The following is a 21,392-nucleotide window of genomic DNA, read 5'->3' on the forward strand; positions in this document are numbered from 1 at the left end:
ATATATTTTTATATCCAATAAGGATAGATTTATTAATAATCTCGTTCAACAACTGCAATTTTTCGATCTAATTCCCTGATCTTTTTTTCCTGGAGTACCTTCTTATATTCAATAGGAGTTACTTTCTTGAATTTTAAAACATACTGTTCCCAATTAGAAATAATTTTCTTTGCAAGGTTGCTGTTTGTATACTGCTGATGTTTATAGATAAGTGTTTTAAGTTCGTTTATGTCAGTATTGTCTTCCACTAATGATAATTCAACCATTTCCATGTTACAGAAATAATCGAAGTCATTACTCTCATCCAAAACATAGGCAACGCCACCACTCATCCCTGCAGCAAAATTTCTACCTGTCTGTCCTAATACAACTACGATACCACCGGTCATATATTCGCAGCAGTGATCTCCTGCACCCTCAACTACAGCTGTAGCCCCTGAGTTTCTTACTGCGAATCGTTCTCCTGCAACTCCATTGATAAATACCTCACCGGATGTAGCACCATAGAGGGTAGTATTTCCACAGATAATGTTCTCTTCAGGGTTGAATGTGCTTCCTCTCGGAGGTGTAATAATGATTCTTCCACCTGATAAACCTTTGCCCATATAGTCATTAGTATCACCATGGAGGTAAAATGTTACACCTTTTACTAAGAATGCTCCAAAACTCTGACCTGCTGAACCTTCAAAATATGCAGATATTGTATGTTCCGGTAGTCCATCATTGCCATAACGTAAAGCGATCTCTCCAGATAACATAGCACCTGTAGTCCTGTCAGTGTTCTTTATTTTCTTCTTAATTCCAATAGGATGTTTAAGCTCTATTGCAGGCATTGCTTCTGCAATTAAATGCTTATCGAGAACCTCATCAATCTTATGCAGTTGCTTCTCTTTATTTCTGATAGAATATACTTTAGACTCTTCAGGGAAATAAATAATTCTTGAAATGTCAACTTTATCAGTTTTTGGTGAGTCTGCATAATGTTTCCTGATTAATAAATCAGAGCGTCCAATTATATCATCCAGAGATTTAAATCCAAGTCTGGCTAACTCTTCACGAGTATTTTCTGCCAGAAATCTGAAATAACATACCAATTGTTCATGATGACCTTTGAACTGTTTCCTCAAATCGGCATTTTGTGTAGCAATACCAACAGGGCAGGTATTTAAGTGACATTTTCGCATCATAACACAACCGAGAACGATGAGTGCGCTGGTTGCAAATCCAAATTCCTCTGCTCCAAGCATAGAGGCAATTACAATGTCTCTTCCTGTTTTCAGCTGACCATCTGTCTGCAATTTAACCTTACCTCTGAGATTGTTTATAACCAGCGTTTGATGTGTTTCGGCCAGTCCAATCTCCAGTGGCATACCCGCATGTTTTATTGAGCTTGCAGGACTTGCACCTGTTCCTCCTTCAGATCCACTTATGACAATCAGATCAGCTTTTGCTTTTGCAACTCCGGCTGCGATTGTGCCTACACCTGTTTCAGAGACCAGCTTAACGCTTACTGTGGCTCTTGGATTCACATTTTTGAGATCAAAAATAAGTTGCGCAAGATCCTCTATTGAGTAAATATCATGATGAGGGGGTGGTGAAATTAGAGATATCCCAGGGATTGAGTGCCTTGTTTTAGCAATTATTTCATCTACCTTATAACCTGGTAGTTGCCCTCCTTCACCAGGTTTTGCTCCCTGCGCAATTTTTATTTGCAATTCATCCGCATTAACAAGGTATTCGGTTGTAACACCAAATCGTCCTGAAGCAACCTGTTTGATTGAACTTCTTTTTGATAATCCATTATCTGAAACCCTATATCTTGAAGGATCTTCTCCACCTTCACCGGTATTACTTCTGCCACCAATAATATTCATTGCCATAGCCAGAGCTTCGTGAGCCTCTTTGCTTATAGAGCCATATGACATTGCTCCTGTACAGAACCTTTTCATTATACTCTCAACAGGCTCCACTTCACTAATATCAATAGGGGCATTTTTGTAATCTATCAGATCCCTTATAAACACAGGTTTTGGTTTATTATTGACTTTCTCGCAATACTCTTTAAATAGAGTGTAGTTCTCTGTTTTAGTAGCTATTTGTAGGCCTGCAATGGTTTCAGGATTCCATGCATGAAATTCACCATCAACACGATATGCATATCTGCCTTCATTCTTAAGACTGAATGGCATTGAGTTATCATCATTATATGCCTCACTAAATGGCTGCAGAACTTCATTTACAATATCATCAATATCTATACCCTCAATCTTAGAAGAGACACTTTTAAAGTATCTGTTTAAAACTGAAGAGGATATGCCAAGGGCTTCAAAAATATGAGCGCCACGGTAACTTCTAAGTGTAGAGTTACCCATCTTTGACAAAACCTTTAGTAGTCCTTTATTTACTGATTTTATATAATTTTTCTTGGCTGTATCAATATCCAGGTTTATTTGACCTGTTCTTACCTGCTGCTCTAAAATTGCAAAAATCATATAGGGGTTTACTGCATTAGCTCCAAATCCAAATAGAAGTGCAAAATGCATTACTTCTCGAGGTTCAGCGCTTTCAACTACGATATCTATCTGCATACGTTTGCGTTTTTCCACTAAATAGAGATGTACAGCTGATGTTGCAAGGAGTGAAGGTATTGGTGCATGATTCTCATCAACACCCCTGTCACTTAAAACAATATAGTTTTTACCTTCATCAATTGCTTTTTCTACTCCCAGGCAGAGCTGATCAATTGCTTCAGTTAAACCTTCAGAACCTTTTTTAGGATCAAACAGCATTGGAACCACAGCTGATGAAAATCCTTTATAACGAAGATTCAGAAGTATGTCAAATTGAGAATTGCTGATAACCGGTCCCTTAATTTTCACAACAGGTGACATCTCAGGAATCTCTTCAAGGAAATTCTGATTAATCGCTCCTATATAGCCCGTTAGAGACATAACCAACTCTTCACGAATGGGGTCAATGGGTGGATTTGTTACTTGTGCAAACTGCTGCCTGAAGTAGTTGAATAAACGTTGAGGCTTTTCAGAAAAAGGAGCAATTGTAACATCATTACCCATAGATGAAACCGGTTCCTTTGCATCTGATGCCATTGGGTTTATCAACATATTTATATCCTCAACCGAATATCCGAATATTTTTAATAATGTTTCGTAGTTAGAAATTCCGTTTGTTACACTGCGGCCTGATGAGATATCATCAAGATTGATACAGTTTTTATTTAACCATTCTCTGTAAGGAAATGCATTCGCGAGCTCAGCTTTAACCTCTTTGTCAGAGTATATTTTCCCGGTGTAGGTATCAACGATGATCATTTTGCCGGGCTTTAATCTTCCTCTCGATTTTATATCTGAAGCATCAAACTCTATTGTTCCCGTCTCGGAAGCAATTATCATTACACCTTCATGAGTAATTGTGTATCTTGCAGGGCGAAGACCATTTCTGTCAAGCATACCTCCTGCATAACGCCCATCACTGAATAAAAGGGTTGCAGGTCCATCCCACGGCTCCATCAGCATACTATGATACTCATAAAATGCCTTAAGAGAATTTGGAATTGGATTTTTATCATTAAAACTCTCGGGTACAAGCATTGCCATTGCATGAGGGAGTGATTTACCTGACATCAGTAGAAATTCAAGTACATTATCAATAGAGGCACTATCACTCATATCTGGTTGTACAATTGGGTAGATAGAGGTCAGATCCCCCAATTGTTCTGATTTGAGAACGCTCTCTCTGCTCTTCATCCATTGTCTGTTACCACGAATAGTATTAATTTCACCATTATGTGCAAGCATACGAAATGGCTGAGCCAGATCCCATGTTGGGAAAGTATTAGTGCTGAACCTCGAGTGAACAAGTGCCAGTCTGCTAGTGAAATTCTTATCCGACAAATCCGGGAAGTACTGCCTGAGCTGTATCGACGTTAACATTCCCTTATAAATCATCTGTTTTGTAGACAAGCTGACAATATAGAAACTACGTTCTTTAACTGCCTTACTTGTTGCAAGATGATTTTCAATCTTCTTCCTTAACAGGTAGAGCTTTCTATCTAATTCATCTTGTGTCCCCGATCCGGAAATAAAAAGTTGCTTGATTACAGGTTCATTTGATAGAGCAATTTCACCAAGGCATTCACTATTCACCGGTACATCCCGGATATGAAGAAGAGTAAGCTGTTCTTTCGAAATGTAATATTTAATAGTCTCGATACAATCCTCCCTCTCTTTAGCATCTTTAGGAAGAAATACCAATCCTGTACCATACTTACCCTCAGAAGGAACAGCAATACCTTGAAGAAGTATAAACTCATGAGGAATCTGTACTAAAATTCCAGCCCCGTCTCCGGTTATATTATCTGAACTTTCTGCACCTCTGTGGACCATGTTCTCCAATACCTGGAGCCCTTTTTCAATTATTGAATGTGATTTCTCTCCATTTAATGTAATTGCCAATCCTACTCCACAGGCATCATGCTCATTGTTGAATGAGTATAACGACTTTTGTTCAAAATCATCAAGACGGCTGAAAATATCTTTTTTATTCATTTTAATAGTTTTATGAAAAGCTTTCTATTTCACAGAAATGGAACATGTACTAACTTATAAATAGTAATTCTCTGTATTTTGGAAGTGTCCACATTCTGTTATCCACAATAAGTTCCAGTTTGTCCACGTGATATCTTATTTTAGAGAAATAAGTCTCAACTGTATCATGGTAGGCTATTGCCTTTTCGCGAGCATCTTCTATCTTATTTGCAACCTTTCTGGCCTCAACCATCTCATAAACATTACGATTGATAGCAGTTATATGGTCAGCAATTTCCTCAATAATGGCTGCATCCTCTTTTGACAGTTTTTCAAATTTTTCCTCATCAAATACAGATTTCATCTTATATATGTTATCCAAAAGCATTGTCTGGTATTCAGTGGCCACAGGAATAATATGATTCATACACAAATCACCTAAAACTCTACCTTCTATCTGAATCTTCTTAGTGTATGTTTCCCATTTTACTTCATTTCGAGCATGCAACTCCTTCTCGCTTAGAACACCTAAAGATTCAAACACCTCTATCGATTGAGGAGTTGTATAAGCATCATATATCAGAGGAACACTTGTTTCACAATCTAAACCACGTTTTCCAGCCTCTTTTTTCCACTCTTCACTATATCCGTTCCCTTCAAAACGTATTGCTTTGGATTCCTTAATGTAGTGACGTAGGGTTTCAAAAATAGCCGTTTCCAACTTCATGCCCTTTTCTGTTTTTTTGTCAAGCTCTTTCTTAAATTCCACTAGTTGTGCAGCAACAACTGAATTCAGTGCAGTCATTGCAGAAGAACAGTTTGCAGAAGATCCTACTGCTCTAAACTCAAATCTGTTTCCGGTAAAAGCAAAAGGAGATGTACGGTTTCTGTCGGTGTTATCTATTAATACCTCAGGGATATGCGCTACACCCAGTTTCATCATCTTAAGTTCATCAACAGAAATTTCATCATCCTCAGAACTGTTTTCTATTTTGTCCAGTACAGCAGATATTTGTTTGCCAAGGAAAACAGAGATTATTGCAGGAGGTGCTTCATTTGCACCTAAACGATGTGCATTATTTGCAGACATAATCGATGCTTTCAATAATGCGTTATGTTTATAAACTGCTAAAAGAGTGTTAACCAAGAAGGTAACAAAAAGAAGGTTGTCATGAGGACTCTTGCCTGGAGTAAAGAGACCAATTCCGGTATCTGTACAGAGTGACCAGTTATTATGCTTTCCTGAACCATTAACACCTGCAAATGGCTTCTCATGAAGAAGCAGTTTGAAATTATGTTTATCTGCTATTCTATGCATTAATGACATAATTAGAAGATTCTGATCAACCGCAAGATTAGTTTCTCCATATATCGGAGCTAATTCAAACTGGTTAGGTGCAACCTCATTATGACAGGTCTTAAGTGGTATACCATACTTATATGCTTCATACTCTACTTCTTGCATAAATGATGCAACTCTTGGAGGGATTGATCCAAAATAGTGATCCTCCAATTGCTGATTTTTTGCACTCTCGTGACCCATTAGTGTTCTTTCTGTAAGAATCAAATCAGGTCTTGCATAATATAAAGACTTGTCTACCAGAAAATACTCCTGTTCCCAGCCTAAGAATGAGTATACCTTCTTAACATCCGGATAAAAAAGTTTGCATACATCCACAGCGGCCTTGTCAACCGCATTTAATGCTTTAAGTAAAGGAGTCTTATAATCAAGTGCCTCTCCCGTATAAGAGATAAAGACAGTTGGTATACATAAAGTATCATCAATTATAAATGCTGGTGATGAAGGATCCCATGCTGTGTACCCTCTCGCCTCAAATGTATTTCTTATACCACCGCTTGGAAAACTCGATGCGTCCGGTTCTTGCTGAGCGAGTAATTTACCTGAAAACCTCTCAATAATATTATTTCTCTGATCATCTGCATAGTCTATAAATGAATCATGCTTTTCAGCTGTACCTTCTGTAAGGGGTTGAAACCAATGTGTATAATGTGTGGCTCCCATTTCCACGGCCCACATTTTCATACCTGCTGCCACATGATCAGCGATGCCTCTGTTTAAAGTTGTACCACTATCAATTGCTTCCAATACAATCTCCATAGTTTCTTTTGAGAGATATTTCGACATTTGAGTACGATTAAAAACATATTTGCCAAAATACTCTGAAGGCATTTTACCCGGAGTTACCACATCTACCGGAACTCTTTTTAATGCTTCTTCTACTGCTTTAAATCTTAATGTTGACATTTAATTCAAATTTGGAGGTTTATATAATTTCTATTTTATTTCAGTGCAAAAATATACAAAAAGTTTGAAAAACAAAGAAAGAGGGAGAAAAAAGACAGAAAAAATTAAAATAAAAAGAAAAGTGACAACGAAAGATGGTGCAAGGTTTCAAAAAGATAACAGTGTGTTGAAGGCCGAACAAATAAAAAAAACCTTCCGTATAATTGAATTACGGAAGGTTTCTAACTATAAAATAAAATGTAAGTCTACGAATAAGTATGTATACTCTGTTGAGCTGAAGGTAGATAATTAACTCCATACCAGCAGATCTGCAACAGTAAAAATGCTATAACCAGAATCACCATAGAAGTTCTGTCAGAAGATCTTTTTTTAAGACGGTAATGTATGTATATCAGATAACCCATCCACGTAACGGCAGCCCATGTCTCTTTTGGATCCCAGCTCCAGTAATGACCCCATGCTTCTTTAGCCCACAAAGCACCCATAAGCATACCTAAGGTTATGCATGCAATTCCTGCATAAACCAGATTGTCTGCCATATTCATAATTTTAGTTGTATTTGATAGCTTCTTTCCTTTCACCAAAAAGTAAATAGCAACAAGGGTTACTGCTCCAAGCAGTGCATATGAGAACATGTAAATTATAACATGTGGTGCAAACCAGGGACTCTGCAAAGCGGGCATCAGCGCTTTATTGTGTATGTCAGGGTTTGCAATATTCACTATTATAAATACAGCAGAAAGAATGGTAGTGAAAGGTAGAATCCATTTATACTCCCATCTCAGGTACGTAAGCAATCCAGCCAAAGGTAGGAAGAATGAGTACCATAATCGGGTTTCACCCATAGTGCGCAGAGGAGGACGATCAAGAAAAATCCATAGCCCTGCAATAAAAAAGGCAAATAAAGCAAGTCCCGCAATGCGAAATAATAGCGGAGTGAATTTTTTACTGCCTATATAGGCAGAAATATCACTGACTCCCCAAAGTAATAGGGAGCCCAACGAAAAATATATAAAAGAATCCCAGGTCATTGTTCAATCTTAGCTCTGTCAATTTCTAAAATACTCTCTTTACTAATGCGATCTCTGTCAGGTCCTGCTACAAAAAGGAATATTGCACCCGATAGCAACATAAAAATGCCAATGTAAACCACCTTAAGCCACGGATCATATACCAGCTCAAAAACTGAGGTGTCAGAATATTTGCCTCTTGAAGAGTCATAGCTATATTGATAAATAATCCAATTATTTATAGAAAGAGGTTTATTAACTTCAATAACTGCCTTTTCTGAATTACCCTCTTCTGTATACAGAGTGATAAATGAACTATATTTTTTTACCTCTTGAGGTGGCATGGCAATACTTCTGCTGTTGTCAATCTTTAATATACTATGTGGAAAAAGATAGCTGCCATTACTTACCCATCCCTCTACGGGCTGAGTTATTCCTTCATGTGAAGCCTTTATTTTTAGTGCTGTAGTAGCACCATCCATCTGCATTGGTACAAAATTTGATTGTATGCTATCTCTGAATATGGCTGCATTTGGAAGATAATCAATTATCTCCAGTGAAATACCTGCCAGCTGTGCCTTTTTGCCAATTCCTTCAAACATATAGTTTTCGGGTCTTGCTTCTGGTAAAATTTTACCCGTTTTGTTATCAATAACTACTAATTTTGGTTCATATTCTTCTATAATAAATGAGTCCAGCTGAATAGCCAGGGGCATTTCAACCACCTCACCCCTGTAAGTCGTTCCACGCCACTCAACATTGCCTTCGCTCACTGTCATAGTCAACCTTTGCAGGTCGGCACTTCCCAAAATTCCACCCATCAAGGCTATAAAGAGACCAAGGTGGTTCAAATAAAATCCAACATCGCGCCACGATTGTCTCCTGCTGGTTCGTTTAAGAGTGGTAAAACCTAATATAACCAGCAGATAAAAACAGCTAAGAATGAAAGGCCATGACGTGGTCATCTGATACCATCCAAGAGTTGAAAAGATATCATTAGGTACCTGGGCATTATTCTCTATATTAGTAAACTGCGGAATAAATCCCAGTATTATACAAATTATTAGTAATACAACAATGCTTGGGAGTGTTGAGTAGACACTTGAAAACCATCTGATAATTTTACTGGTTTTAAAGATAAAATATATTGTCAGGAGCCCTATTATAAATAGAGCTCCAATAATCAGATTGATAGGATAAGCATAAAGACCAGTGTCCAGTTTTCCTATGGCTAACTGAAGTAATAGACCGGTTAATACAACACCCAATGCAACTATGTAACCTTCCGGGTATCCCCATGGACTTTCCCAGATTTTTCTAGAGGATTTACTCATTGAATAACAATAGTTTTAACTTAAAAATTGTGCTACGACTTAATTAAGACTTACAAGTCGATTATTTCTTTTTGCCGTTTCAAGCCATTTTGGTACAACAGTCTCATGGAAGTTTTTCTTATTTGAAATTTCAGTCTCCATTTTAAGTCCTATATATTCCTGAGCTTTTGCCTTTGTTGATATGTCAGGTAGAGGCACGTCACCTGTATAACCAATTTCTGCAAGCACTTTTGCTATTTCGAAGCGGGCCTTGTGAGCACGGTCCAGACTAAGTGATAATATCCTCTGAAATTCAACAGGTGAGTGGAATGCACCTCCATGTGAAGCTACAGCATAATCCCAGCGCCATTGTGATTGACGAATAAGCTGAAGAGCTTTATTCATCTGAGCTTCAGTAGCACCTTTTTCCCATGCAAACTGTGCTTCAAGATGAGCGGTTGAAAGTTCTTTTTCAACCAGATTGCGTATTTGATTTGCACTACGCTGACGTTCATACACAGAGTTTCTTAAATCTTCTTCAGTTTCACGGTGACAAACCTGGCAGGTATTATTCATACTGGCTAAAGGACTTCTCACATGGTGACTGCTATATTTTATACCTCCTTCTGATGTGTATGGCATATGACAATCGGCACAGGATACACCTCTCTGAGCATGAATGCCGGTTTTAAATATCTCATAATCCGGATGCTGAGCTTTAATTATTGGAGCTTTGCTTAAAGCATGGGTATAATCGGAGAACTGAATACTATCATAATACTGCTCAGCACCTTCCATTGTCATTCCATTATGCCAGGGGAAAATCAGATATTTACCTTCTGGTGTAAAATAATATTCAACATGACATTGGGCACAAGCTAAAGAGCGCATATCCTGGTGTGTTGCATCCTGAATATTCATACCCATAGATTCGTATCCCTCAATTAAGGCGGGGCGACTAATTTGAAGATCCATACTTTCCGCATCATGGCAATCGGCACACCCTATAGGGTTTACAATTTCATGGCCCCAATGAGCCCATGGTTTATTATAGAATTCTGCTACACCTACAGAGTCCATCAGGCGAGGAACATCCGGACTTTTACATGTCCAGCATGTAGCAGGTTGTGGTCCCTCTTCGGCTGTCATTGGTGAACCCGTACGCAATGTATGAACCACGTCATTAACTGCATTCATATGTCCCCTTGGAGTACCATAGTCTTTAGAGAAAGCATATCCTGCCCATAGAATAACCATTTCAGGACGCTGATCAAGAACATCAACAATACTGCTTCCATTAAATTCACTTTGAAATGAAGTATCGGCAGTTTGACTCCATGATTCATATTGACGTGGAAAGTCGGTAGCAAAAATTTCACTTCTCGATTCAATTCCCTTAATAACAATCATTCTGTTGTACATCATACTGGTAATTTCTGCTCTTCGCTGAGTAATTGATGCTGCAAGCATACCAAGTAAAAATACTACTCCTATCGTAACGAAAAATAGCAGCCAGCCCATCCAAGGCTTCATTTTGTTTTTTTCCTGTTTATTGTTCATAGTATATATGTTTTCAGTTAGTCATTTTTGTTCAGTCTATTTACCAGATGTTATTTTCTGCAACCACTCCGGGACGTTGCTTTCAGGCATAGGCACCCTTGCATCGGGTGTTGAGGAAAGGGATCTGCTTCGAGTGTGAGGTACGTCTCTGTGACAATCCCAGCATACACTGCCTCCAATTTCCTGCATCTCTTTCCAGGTATGTCGTCCTGTTTCCACAAACTCACTATTTAATTGGGTATGGCATCTTATACAGTTATTCATTAATGCCTGTGAATTCATAGGTATTGCAGTCATAGCCTGCTCTTCTGTTCGTTTAGTGAAAACAGCAGCATGTCTGTAGCCATTAAGTCCTTTAACGAAATATTTATTAAAATAATTATCCTGAGGAATATGACAATCATTACATGTTGCATCTTTGCCATGAGAGCTATGCAGCCATGTAGCATAATATGGAGCCATTACATGACAGTTAACACATGTAGCAGGATCATCTGAAAGATATGTGTATGCACGTGAGGTGATGAATGTGTAAATGAAAATTCCCACGAATGCTCCCGAAATGATTATTGCCGGAAATTTCCATCCGCCCTGTGGCTTGATAAGGTCCCAAAAGTCTCGCAGTTTGCCCATAGTTGCTAACTTTAAAGATTTTTACATATAACAAAGAAAAGAATAAAAAAAAAGAAAAACTGTAATAATTATGACAATAATGAAAAATACTCTATTTTAGATTTAAAAACAGCTTAATTTTAAAGTAATTAAAACCTTAATATATGGAACGTGATACACCGCACTTAGATAATATGCAAATGATATTTCAATGCCCATTATGCAGTTCAATCCCAGTTCACCAGCGTGCTGAATTCCTGGATGATCTGCAGTACTCTGTAAAAGAGTATGATAAAGATGATGTTATTGTAATACAAGGCTCAGTATGTGAGACACTATACATTGTAATTGATGGTGAGGTTTCAACAGAAATGTCTGACGAAAAAGGTGATTTCATGGAGATTGAATATATAGCGGCTCCAAATCCAATGTCTACCGGATTCCTTTTTGCTGCAGATAACAGATCACCTGTTTCAGCTATCTGTCAAAGTAAATGTAAAGTAATTGCAATCCCTAAGGATAATGTCTATCTGTTGATGAGAAAATATGAATCCTTTATGTTGAAATTTCTCTCATACATCTCCAACAAAGTTTTTTACCTTTCAGAAAAACTTCGTCTAGTATCACTCAGATCAATCAGAGCCAAACTATCATACTATTTTCTAAAAGAGTCAGCCGGAGAGAATGTCTTAAAACTGAAAATATCCAGAGAGGAAATTGCCCGTATTTTTTCTGTTTCACGACCGGCCTTGGTAAAGGTGATGATGGAGATGGCAGAAGAGGGTATAATTGAAGTAAACGGCAGAGAAATAAGAATAATTGACAGGAATATACTTAAAAGTATTGTCTAACCTGCAACTAACAGATTGCTGTATTACTCTATTGATACTCAAAAGTATGTCATATTCTTAGAGGTATGTCATACACAGGTTCACTTCGTCGAAATAGAAATTCTCCATTTCTTACTGAAGCCAAAACATCTACTCTTTTTCTTATAGCCTCAAACTCATCAGATTCATTAAGCACAATGAAGTTAGCCGATTTTCCTGCCTCCAGACCATAATCCTCAATCATCATTGTTTTTGCCCCGTTATAGGTTATCAAATCAAACGATCTCTCAATCTCTTCATAAGAAGCAAGATGTGTCAGATGAATTCCATTATCCAGTACATTCATCAGGTTACCGTTCCCAAGCGGATACCATGGGTCGTTTATAGAATCTTGAGCAAAGCAAACATTGATGCCCGCTTCAAGCAACTCTTTCACTCTGTTTAATCCACGGCGTTTAGGATAGTTATCCATTCTGCCCTGCAAATATGCATTTTCAGTAGGCGGAGTGATAAAATTAATCTGACTCTTTTTAAAGAGTCCAATCATTCGGTTAGCATAAGCATTATCAGCACTCCCAAATGAACATGCATGACTGGCTGCTGTCCTTTCTCCTATACCTTCTATCATTACCAGAGCATTCAGGAGTTCAACAAAACGCGACATTATATCATCTGTTTCATCACAATGAACATCAATCATTTTGTCATATTTCACTGCAAGATCTACAATAGCGTGAATAGATCTCTCTCCAAACTCACGAGCCCACTCAAAATGAGGTATTCCTCCAACACAGTCGGCTCCTAGTCTAAGTCCTTCTTCTACCAGTTCATAGCCATTTTTATATGCATACATTCCCTCCTGCGGAAAAGATACAATTTGAATGGTAACATTCTCTTTCAGTTCTTCCCTGATCTCAAGCATAGCTTTCAGACCTGTAAGTTCAGGATCTGTAACGTCAATATGTGTACGGATATATTGAACGCCATGTGACATCTCCTCTCTGATACCAGCTAAAGCACGCTCCTTTACATCATCAATGTTTTGCGATTTTTTTATATGATGCCACCGTTCGATACCTTCAAACAGAGTTCCTGATTTAACTTTCCCTCCGTCATTGCGTCCGGTATAAACATAGTCAAGGTGTAAATGCGGATCAACATAAGGAGGCATCACCAGCTTCCCTTTAAGATCCACTTCCTCATCACACTCAGGTAGATTTGTTCCTATTTCAGAAATCTTTCCATTTTCAACTATAAATTCATTAGCTGAATGGTTGCGATATATTTTAGCGTTTTTAAATTTTCTCTTCATATGATGACCTTTAAAGTGTTAAAGTTACTGACTATTAATGAGAAGGGCGATCGAAAATCCCTTAAATTATACAAATGAATTTGAACTAATTACATTTTAACTGGTTAAAACAGTTATACATAACAAAAATAATAACTGTAGAATTTTTAAAATTAGGAATTATATGATTGTAATTACACGAAATATGAAAGTTGCTAAAGATTTTACGAACAGAGTAATAGAGGATCTGTCTCATCCGTCAGCTGTTTCCAAAGCAGAAGGTTTTATTCGTCGTGATGTGTTAATTAACAGGGATGCCGAGGATTTCGATATAATAAAAATGATTATATATTGGGAAAACAAAGAGTCATTAACAAAATGGCATGGTAGTAAAGAGCACCAGCAGGGTCATATAGAAAGGCATAAGCAACAAAAGGAGTCAGGAAAAGAGCCGATTAACCGTAAAGCACTAAATCTTACAATAGAGGAGTATGAAGTTGTATACTCTTTACTGGCTGAATGATATATTTTATAAGTTAATTTCAAGGTTTTTAAATGTCTGATCTTTCATAATTATATAAAAAAGCAAAACTTGTAAATTAATTAGGTCATAAAAGGAGTTCTCCTCAAAAAAAAGTATTTACTTTTGTTCAAACTTAAATACTTCTATAAACATGAAAAAGAACTTCTCTCCATCTGGTTTATTAATGTTAGTATTTATTGTGACAACAACTTTTTCTCTAAAAGGGCAAATTGGTGTTGATACTACTAAAAGCTATCTGATAAATAAAAATGATGGCAAACCTTTCTTCTGGCTGGCAGATACAGGTTGGGAGCTCTTTCACAGGCTTACTCGTGAAGAGGCAATTCAATATCTGGATAAAAGAGAGGAGCAGCAGTTTAATGTAATAATGGCAGTTGCTCTTTCAGAACTAAATGGTTTGCGGCAACCAAACATGTATGGTGACATACCATTTAAAGATATGGAAACACTTGAGTGGGCAGTAACTCCTGGTGAGAGTCCGGACAATTCTTTTGAATATGACTACTGGGATCATGTTGACTTTGTGATTAATGAGGCTGCAAATCGAAATATATATATCGGACTGCTCCCCACCTGGGGAGATAAGGTAGCTTATAACTGGGGTGAAGGTCCCATGGTCTTCAATAATAATCCGGATAAAGCATATAATTACGCCAAGAAACTGGCAGAAAGATATAAGAATCAGTGGAATATTATATGGATTCTTGGAGGAGACAGGCCTGCAGTATACGAACGAGAAGGCAAGCAGCATGATGATCGTCCTGTTTGGCGTTCTATGGCAAAAGCAATAGAGGATACTTATGGAAAAGATATATTTATTACATACCACCCGGGATGGCCGGAAACATCAGCATTTTTACCAGACGAAGATTGGCTTGATATGCATGCATTGCAAAGCGGACACGGCAGCAGAACAGTAAAAGCGTGGGAAACAATTGTCAATGACTTAAACAGAGTTCCTAAGCGTCCGGTAATCGACCTGGAGCCTTGTTATGAAGACCATCCGGTAAATGTTTGGGATGGAAAATGGACAAGATCTGAACGTGGTTATTTTGATGACTATGATGTCAGAGCCCGTATTTATCGAGGTGTATTTGCAGGTGGTGCAGGTGCAACATATGGTCACCATCAGATATGGCAATTTCTCGACACAACCAGAAATGCACCTGTCTGGGTAGGTGATACAATTATAGGATGGCAAAATGCTCTTAATGCCAAGGCTGCTAATCATATTCATCACATTAAGGATTTAATGTTGTCACGTTCAGATTTCAGGCGTGTAATGGATAATACTATGATTGTGTCTGAGAAAGGGACCGACTATAACGACCAGATTATAGCTACCAGAGCTATATCCGGTTCATACGCATTGGTTTATATACCACAACCAAAACCGATTGAGATCGACTTGAGATATCTTATCAATTTTCCAAAAAAAGTGTCTTGGTTTAATCCTGTAACCGGTCAATACTTGAAAGTAGGAGAAGAATACAATTCAGATGTTTACACCTTTACTCCACCAAATACTGAGCAACGCGACTGGGTGCTTGTTATAGAATAGAATTAAAAAATAACAGAGATGATAAAGGAGTTGTCAGAATTTATAAAACTTGCGAAAGAGAGGCCTGCTCGTAGAATTGCAGTTGCTGCAGCAGAAGATGAGGATGTGTTGATGGCACTTCAAAATGCAGTCAGCGAAGGAGTAGCCACCCCTGTACTAATTGGTGATAAGAGCAAAATTATACGAATTGCAGAGTCATTGAATTTCAATCTGGATAATATTGAACTTATTGAGAGCAATAATAATATTGAATCATGCAGAATTGCTGTAGAAATGGTAAAAACAGGCAGGGCAGAAATATTAATGAAGGGGCTTACAAAAACCGGCGACCTGCTAAAAGCGGTATTGGATAAGCAGATTGGATTATCTACAGGTAATCTGATTAGTCATGTTGCTTTTTTTCAATCACCTTATTATCATAAAATATTTTGTGTTACTGATGCAGCAATGAATATTGCACCATCACTTGATGAAAAAGTGCAGATTATCAATAATGCTGTTTCAGCATGTCATCATATAGGTATAAAAAAACCGAATGTAGCTGTAGCTGCTGCAATAGAAACTGTGAATCCTAAGATGGAGGCAACGGTTCATGCATCACAACTTAAAGAGATGAATGAGAAAGGTAAAATAGAAGGATGTTTAATAGAAGGTCCTCTTGCCATAGATATAGCTTTCAGTAGAGAGGCAGCTAAACACAAAGGTGTAAATAGCGAGGTTGCAGGTAATTGTGATATAGTTCTTGTACCTGATATAGAAGCAGGAAATATGTTTTACAAAGCACTAAATTTCCTGGGAGGTGCTGCAACTGCTGCAATTATTATGGGGGCATCTGCTCCAATTGTTTTAACTTCGCGTTCTGATGATGAGAGAAGCAAACTTCTGTCAATAGCTCTGGCAACTCTAATTCATAATTAATTAAAGAATAAATCAAATAACAATATATGGCAACAAATACAAGAATATTAGTCATAAACCCTGGATCTACTTCTACTAAGATAGCAATTTATCAACAGGAAAAGGTGATATTTCTGAAAACCATCAAACATGCTCCAGAAGATCTGCGTAAGTTTAAACGAATAACTGATCAGTATGAATACAGGAAAGATGTAATTTATAAAGAGCTCAGTAGTGCAGATGTACCGGTAGAGACAATAGATGCAGTAATTGGTCGCGGTGGCCTTGTTAAACCCATAGCTTCAGGAGTATACAGAATTAATGAATCTATGCGGAACGACCTGCTGGAATGCAAGAGAGGTGAACATGCAAGTAATCTTGGAGCACTGATTGCTTCAGATATAGCAAAATTGATTCCCAACGCAGAAGCATTTATTGCAGACCCGGTAGTAGTTGACGAGTTGCAGCCACTTGCCAGATATTCTGGTCACCCTATATTCGAAAGGAAATCTGTTTTTCATGCTCTTAACCAGAAAGCAATTGCCCGTTCACATGCCAAGTCTATAATGAAGAAATATGAAGATCTCAACCTTATTGTTGTTCATCTGGGTGGAGGAATTACAGTTGGTGCACATTATAAAGGCAAAGTTATTGATGTAAATCAGGGATTGGATGGTGACGGACCATTCTCACCTGAACGTTCCGGCACTCTCCCAGTGGGGCAACTGCTTAAAGTAGCCTTCAGTGGTATATACAGCTATAATAAGATGGCTGAAATGATTGTAGGTAAAGGTGGAATGATGGCATACCTTGGCACAAATGATGCCTACCTGGCAGAGCGTGAGGCTAATAAAGGAGATGAAAAATGCAGTGAAGTTTTAGCTGCAATGGCATATCAGGTTGCAAAAGAGATAGGAGCAATGTCAACTGTATTAAAGGGCAAGGTTGATGGAATTCTTATTACTGGTGGTATTGCAAACAGCAAATGGTTTTGCAACATGATAATAGAAAGAGTTTACAGGATCGCACCCGTTTATATATATCCGGGGCAGGATGAGATGGGAGCTCTTGCTGAGAATGCTTTGATGGCTATAAACGGAGAAATTGAGATCAAAGAGTACATTTAACTTTTACAGGATGTACATATTTAATCCCGAACATGATCTGTCACTTGCCAATTTCAGCTCCAATTATACACCGCCTGCATCTGCAGTAAAAATGGCATATGATCTGGCTATTCTGCCTGTATGGTACTCAAAGCAGAGCATGGTGGTTGCTGAAGGAGAGATCAACCGGGCTTTTTTAGAGGATATAAGAGACAAACTGCCTTTAAAGGCAGAGCTCATCAGCTATAGTGATGTTGCCAAACAGTTAAACAGCTCTCAATCTGATAAAATTATACCTTGGGGCTGGAACCCGTTGTTATACAGGAAACTTATTTCGCACGGAGTGCCTGAGTGTCACCTGCCTGATATGGCAAAACTGCAACTTCTACGTGATCAGTCAAGCCGTAAACATGCAGTTTATCTGCTCAAAGAACTGAAGTATGAAAACAAGGATTACTGTGGAGAGAGTTATTACTTTAAGGAATTGGATGAGTTATTATTTTATCTGAACTCTGCTAAAGGGGATAAAGTTTTGAAAATGCCGCTATCTGGAAGTGGAAGGGGACTTATATGGATTTTGGGTGAAATTACTGATAAACAAACTGATTGGTGCAGACGTGTTATAAAAGGGCAGGGGGGTGTTGTTGCAGAGCCTGTACTCGATAAGGTTGTTGACTTTGCTATGGAGTTCTGTCTTGTAAATGGTGATGCAGATTTCATAGGATATTCTCTTTTCAGCTCTGCCTCTTCTGGTGCATATAAGGGTAATGTTTTGATTTCAGATGAAAAAATTGAAAGTGTATTGGCTCAATATGTTGATCCGGAACTGTTATCCCAATTGAGAGAATCATTGAAGGTAAGGCTGGCGGGACTATTCCCTGATTACAATGGATATGCTGGTGTAGATATGATGATTTGCAACACTTTAAGTGGATTTAAAATTCAGCCTTGTGTTGAAATAAATATGAGAATGAATATGGGAGTGGTGTCACGTCTGTTTCATAATCAGTTTATGAACGAAGATGGTGAAGGAGAATACATAGTTGATTACTTCAAGAAACCTGAAAGTGCCTGTAAATTTCATGAAAGACTGCAACAGGAGTCACCACTAAAGATAAAGAACGGAAAAATTGTTTCCGGTTACCTTTCGCTAACTCCCGTTACAGCAGATACTCACTATGTAGCGTATGTTATAGTGAAGTGATTTACTTATCCTTCTGTCCCAGTTTTCTGACCAATTCTGTTGTGGCTGTGTCTGAGTAGATGCCATATGCATTAACCAGCAGACCTTTGATTTTATTTACTTCAGAGGAAATGGCATATAATATGCTTTCATTATCCAGATCAGACATCTCCTGAAAACGATAGACTTCATCTATCTCAAACTCATCAGGTTTTAATCTTATCTTGTTATCAGCACATACTATGCAATCACTCTCTATATTGAAGTTTTCAGTGTAACCTCTCTTAGTCAGATCGTTAATTGCTTCAGATAAAGTTGTATAAGTTATCATACTGTCAACATTTTAAGTTGTTAAACTAACAATACAACTATTTTTTCATCTCTTCTGCAAAGTATTTATAAAATAGAGGTATTGTTCTTATTCCATTGTAAAATTGTTCAAGTGGAAAGTTTTCATTAGGCGAATGAATAGCATCTGAACCTAAGCCAAAGCCCATTAGCACAGATTTAATTCCCAGTACTTCCTCAAAAGTTGCAATAATAGGAATACTGCCTCCTGATCTCACAGGTACCGGATCTTTTCCGTATACATCTTTAAATGCTTTTTCAGCAGCTTTGTAGGCGGGAAGATCTATTGGACAAACATATGAAGGACCACCATGCAGATATTCTGCCTTTACAGTTACATACTCAGGAGCAATAGATTCAAAATATTCTACAAACATTTTTGCAATCTTATTATGATCCTGATTTGGAACCAGTCGTGTACTTATCTTTGCATAAGCTTTAGATGGCAATACAGTCTTTGCTCCCTCACCTGTATATCCACCCCATATACCACATACATCAAAGGTTGGTCTTATTCCTGTTCTCTCGTTAGTGGAATATCCTTTCTCTCCAAACACCTCTTTCAGATCGAGTGATTTTTTATAATCATCTAATGAAAAAGGTGCTTTTGCCATTTTTGCACGCTCTTCAGCAGATACCTCAACCACATCATCATAAAAGCCGGGTATTAATATCCTGCCATCATCATCCATGGTCTGAGCTATCATTTTAGAAAGCACATTAATAGGATTAGCTACAGCGCCGCCGAATAATCCTGAATGGAGGTCGATGTTCGGACCAGTAACCTCTACCTGCCAGTAGGCAAGCCCTCTTAATCCTGTTGTTATCGAAGGTACATCCGGCGCAATCATTGAGGTGTCAGAAACCAATATAATATCGGCTTTCAACATCTCTTTATGTTTCTCACAAAAGTCAGGCAGATTTGGAGATCCAATCTCTTCCTCTCCTTCAATCAGGAACTTTACATTGCATTCAAGTTTTCCGGATTTTACCAGATACTCAAATGCCTTTGCATGCATGAACGACTGCCCTTTATCATCATCTGCACCACGTGCCCATATTTTACCATCTTTAACTACAGGCTCAAACGGGTCTGTTTTCCATTTCTCAAGAGGATCTACCGGCATTACATCCATATGAGCGTAAACCATTACGGTTGGCGCATCAGGATCAATAATCTTCTCACCGTAAGTCACAGGATTTCCATTGGTCTCTATTACCTCTGCCTTATCGGCTCCTGCAGCAAGAAGAATTTCTTTCCACTTTTCTGCTGCACGATACATATCCTCTTTGTGTTCAGGAAGTGATGAAATCGAAGGAATGCGAATAAGTTCGAAAAGCTCATCCAGAAAACGATCTTCATTAGCTTTTACATAATTGTTGATTTCGTTCATGTTTTACTATTTACAATTTTATTATTAATATTTCTATTTCTGTATTATTTATTTACTCCTCTTGCATTCATTTTCAGAGTGTAGACAGAGGTGCGTGCAGTGACAAAAAGTATGTCTCGCTCTTTACCACCGAAACATATGTTTGAAGGACTTTCAGGGAATTCAATCTCCTGAATTAATTCACCCTCAGGTGAGTAGATCCATACTTTTCCCATCGTTAGATATATATTGCCATAATTATCAATGGTCATACCGTCGGAACCTTTAGGAGCAAAAAAAGTCTTGTTGCTCAGTGTTCCATCGGTATCAATATCATACCTCCAGATCTTGCCATCATTTATATCCGCAATATACAAAAATTTTCCGTCCGGAGTACCTACAAGTCCGTTAGGCTGTACATAATCATCCACTACACGTGTCACTTTTCCATCTGAAGAAAGATAGTAGACACCCCTTGTATCCTGAGCCTCAACATGTCCTTCAGCCCAGTAACCCCTGTGATAGTATGGATCGGTAAAATATATACCGCCATCAGGAGAAATCCATAAATCGTTTGGTCCATTTAGGTGAACACCTTCATAATTTTCAAAAAGTGGACTAATGTTTTTATTTTCATCAATAGTAATCAGTCGGTTATGAAGATCTGCACAAGAAACTAACATGTTTTTATTATTGAAGTACATACCGTTGGATCTTTCTGTGCCCTCGAGCCAAAGAGAGACTCCATCAATCTCATCCCACACATAGATACGGTCATTTGGCTGATCGGTGAAATATACTTTCCCATTTGCAGAAACAGCAGGACCCTCGGTAAAAGAGTAACCGGTGCCTATCTTCTCAATAACTGCACTCTCTGCAATAAGATTGATTTTCTGTCCACTTAAAGAAACAGTCATTGCTAATAGAATAATTGATATTATGGCCTTCATACAT

At 38.0% G+C, this 21,392-nt stretch carries 16 protein-coding genes; 6 read left to right on the forward strand and 10 right to left on the reverse strand.

All coding sequences use genetic code 11. The features are described 5' to 3' along the window. Nucleotides 1–32 precede the first annotated feature (32 nt). The 6 genes from gltB to nrfH all read right to left on the reverse strand — a co-directional run bounded on the left by gltB (nt 33) and on the right by nrfH (nt 11,326). Entirely contained in the window at nt 33–4,565 is a 4,533-nt protein-coding gene (gene gltB, locus PHO43_RS02115; protein WP_288009837.1) for a glutamate synthase large subunit, read from the reverse strand. A 49-nt stretch (nt 4,566–4,614) separates the two neighbouring features. Next, nucleotides 4,615–6,810 carry a glutamine synthetase III family protein gene (locus PHO43_RS02120; protein ID WP_045090262.1) on the reverse strand — a complete coding sequence of 732 codons (2,196 nt, stop codon included), beginning with the start codon at nt 6,808–6,810 and terminating at the stop codon, nt 4,615–4,617. 245 nt (nt 6,811–7,055) lie between these two features. Further along, nucleotides 7,056–7,841 (reverse strand): cytochrome c biogenesis protein CcsA, encoded by a 786-nt coding sequence (gene ccsA / locus PHO43_RS02125; RefSeq protein WP_045090261.1) that lies wholly within the window; start codon nt 7,839–7,841, stop codon nt 7,056–7,058. Beyond that, nucleotides 7,838–9,154 (reverse strand): cytochrome c biogenesis ResB family protein, encoded by a 1,317-nt coding sequence (locus PHO43_RS02130; protein ID WP_052673207.1) that lies wholly within the window; start codon nt 9,152–9,154, stop codon nt 7,838–7,840. Before PHO43_RS02130 ends, ccsA begins: the two co-directional genes overlap by 4 nt. Nucleotides 9,155–9,193: 39 nt before the next feature. Then, nucleotides 9,194–10,693, reverse strand: coding sequence for an ammonia-forming cytochrome c nitrite reductase (nrfA, locus tag PHO43_RS02135; protein WP_045090260.1), 1,500 nt, complete (start codon nt 10,691–10,693; stop codon nt 9,194–9,196). Nucleotides 10,694–10,729: 36 nt separating this feature from the next. Next, nucleotides 10,730–11,326: a cytochrome c nitrite reductase small subunit gene (gene nrfH / locus PHO43_RS02140; protein WP_053825903.1), complete on the reverse strand. Its 597-nt coding sequence runs from the start codon at nt 11,324–11,326 to the stop codon at nt 10,730–10,732. A 143-nt stretch (nt 11,327–11,469) separates the two neighbouring features. On the opposite strand from nrfH, the gene PHO43_RS02145 reads away from it, so the two are divergent. Then, a complete protein-coding gene (locus PHO43_RS02145; RefSeq protein WP_045090258.1) occupies nt 11,470–12,156 on the forward strand; it encodes a Crp/Fnr family transcriptional regulator in 687 nt (228 codons plus the stop codon). 49 nt (nt 12,157–12,205) lie between these two features. Here PHO43_RS02145 and codA read toward each other — a convergent pair whose 3' ends face one another. Further along, nucleotides 12,206–13,447, reverse strand: coding sequence for a cytosine deaminase (codA, locus tag PHO43_RS02150; protein ID WP_045090257.1), 1,242 nt, complete (start codon nt 13,445–13,447; stop codon nt 12,206–12,208). A 163-nt stretch (nt 13,448–13,610) separates the two neighbouring features. Between codA and PHO43_RS02155 the strand changes: the two genes are divergently transcribed. The 5 genes from PHO43_RS02155 (at nt 13,611) to PHO43_RS02175 (ending at nt 18,738) form a co-directional block, all read left to right on the forward strand. Continuing rightward, a complete protein-coding gene (locus PHO43_RS02155; RefSeq protein WP_045090256.1) occupies nt 13,611–13,949 on the forward strand; it encodes an antibiotic biosynthesis monooxygenase in 339 nt (112 codons plus the stop codon). Between the two features lie 151 nt (nt 13,950–14,100). Further along, nucleotides 14,101–15,531 (forward strand): glycoside hydrolase family 140 protein, encoded by a 1,431-nt coding sequence (locus PHO43_RS02160; RefSeq protein ID WP_288011130.1) that lies wholly within the window; start codon nt 14,101–14,103, stop codon nt 15,529–15,531. Between the two features lie 18 nt (nt 15,532–15,549). Then, the gene (locus tag PHO43_RS02165) at nt 15,550–16,449 is read left to right on the forward strand and encodes a bifunctional enoyl-CoA hydratase/phosphate acetyltransferase (protein WP_045090254.1); all 900 of its coding nucleotides are present in this window, start codon (nt 15,550–15,552) and stop codon (nt 16,447–16,449) included. 26 nt (nt 16,450–16,475) lie between these two features. After that, a complete protein-coding gene (buk, locus tag PHO43_RS02170; RefSeq protein ID WP_045090253.1) occupies nt 16,476–17,555 on the forward strand; it encodes a butyrate kinase in 1,080 nt (359 codons plus the stop codon). 10 nt (nt 17,556–17,565) lie between these two features. Further along, nucleotides 17,566–18,738: a hypothetical protein gene (locus tag PHO43_RS02175; protein ID WP_288009825.1), complete on the forward strand. Its 1,173-nt coding sequence runs from the start codon at nt 17,566–17,568 to the stop codon at nt 18,736–18,738. A 1-nt stretch (nt 18,739) separates the two neighbouring features. Here the strand turns inward: PHO43_RS02175 and PHO43_RS02180 are convergent, their stop codons facing one another. Genes PHO43_RS02180 through PHO43_RS02190 form a run of 3 tightly spaced genes read right to left on the reverse strand, consistent with a single transcriptional unit; the run spans nt 18,740 to nt 21,388 of the window. Continuing rightward, nucleotides 18,740–19,048 carry a hypothetical protein gene (locus PHO43_RS02180; protein WP_045090251.1) on the reverse strand — a complete coding sequence of 103 codons (309 nt, stop codon included), beginning with the start codon at nt 19,046–19,048 and terminating at the stop codon, nt 18,740–18,742. A gap of 37 nt (nt 19,049–19,085) precedes the next feature. Continuing rightward, the gene (locus PHO43_RS02185; protein ID WP_053825904.1) at nt 19,086–20,459 is read right to left on the reverse strand and encodes a dipeptidase; all 1,374 of its coding nucleotides are present in this window, start codon (nt 20,457–20,459) and stop codon (nt 19,086–19,088) included. A 44-nt stretch (nt 20,460–20,503) separates the two neighbouring features. Beyond that, entirely contained in the window at nt 20,504–21,388 is an 885-nt protein-coding gene (locus PHO43_RS02190) for an SMP-30/gluconolactonase/LRE family protein (protein ID WP_045090249.1), read from the reverse strand. Nucleotides 21,389–21,392 lie beyond the last annotated feature (4 nt).

Origin of the sequence: Lascolabacillus sp., from assembly GCF_028696275.1 — a bacterium.
In the GTDB taxonomy this organism is placed as follows: domain Bacteria; phylum Bacteroidota; class Bacteroidia; order Bacteroidales; family Dysgonomonadaceae; genus Proteiniphilum; species Proteiniphilum massiliensis.

What these genes read in the sequence shown, in the direction of transcription:
- PHO43_RS02120 (WP_045090262.1), bottom strand. Translation starts at nt 6,810, where the DNA reads ATGTCAACATTAAGATTTAAAGCAGTAGAAGAAGCATTAAAAAGAGTT.
- PHO43_RS02130 (WP_052673207.1), bottom strand. Translation starts at nt 9,154, where the DNA reads ATGAGTAAATCCTCTAGAAAAATCTGGGAAAGTCCATGGGGATACCCG.
- codA (WP_045090257.1), bottom strand. Translation starts at nt 13,447, where the DNA reads ATGAAGAGAAAATTTAAAAACGCTAAAATATATCGCAACCATTCAGCT.
- gltB (WP_288009837.1), bottom strand. Translation starts at nt 4,565, where the DNA reads ATGAATAAAAAAGATATTTTCAGCCGTCTTGATGATTTTGAACAAAAG.
- buk (WP_045090253.1), top strand. Translation starts at nt 16,476, where the DNA reads ATGGCAACAAATACAAGAATATTAGTCATAAACCCTGGATCTACTTCT.
- PHO43_RS02180 (WP_045090251.1), bottom strand. Translation starts at nt 19,048, where the DNA reads ATGATAACTTATACAACTTTATCTGAAGCAATTAACGATCTGACTAAG.
- PHO43_RS02145 (WP_045090258.1), top strand. Translation starts at nt 11,470, where the DNA reads ATGGAACGTGATACACCGCACTTAGATAATATGCAAATGATATTTCAA.
- PHO43_RS02155 (WP_045090256.1), top strand. Translation starts at nt 13,611, where the DNA reads ATGATTGTAATTACACGAAATATGAAAGTTGCTAAAGATTTTACGAAC.
- PHO43_RS02165 (WP_045090254.1), top strand. Translation starts at nt 15,550, where the DNA reads ATGATAAAGGAGTTGTCAGAATTTATAAAACTTGCGAAAGAGAGGCCT.
- nrfH (WP_053825903.1), bottom strand. Translation starts at nt 11,326, where the DNA reads ATGGGCAAACTGCGAGACTTTTGGGACCTTATCAAGCCACAGGGCGGA.
- PHO43_RS02190 (WP_045090249.1), bottom strand. Translation starts at nt 21,388, where the DNA reads ATGAAGGCCATAATATCAATTATTCTATTAGCAATGACTGTTTCTTTA.
- PHO43_RS02175 (WP_288009825.1), top strand. Translation starts at nt 17,566, where the DNA reads ATGTACATATTTAATCCCGAACATGATCTGTCACTTGCCAATTTCAGC.
- ccsA (WP_045090261.1), bottom strand. Translation starts at nt 7,841, where the DNA reads ATGACCTGGGATTCTTTTATATATTTTTCGTTGGGCTCCCTATTACTT.
- PHO43_RS02185 (WP_053825904.1), bottom strand. Translation starts at nt 20,459, where the DNA reads ATGAACGAAATCAACAATTATGTAAAAGCTAATGAAGATCGTTTTCTG.
- PHO43_RS02160 (WP_288011130.1), top strand. Translation starts at nt 14,101, where the DNA reads ATGAAAAAGAACTTCTCTCCATCTGGTTTATTAATGTTAGTATTTATT.
- nrfA (WP_045090260.1), bottom strand. Translation starts at nt 10,693, where the DNA reads ATGAACAATAAACAGGAAAAAAACAAAATGAAGCCTTGGATGGGCTGG.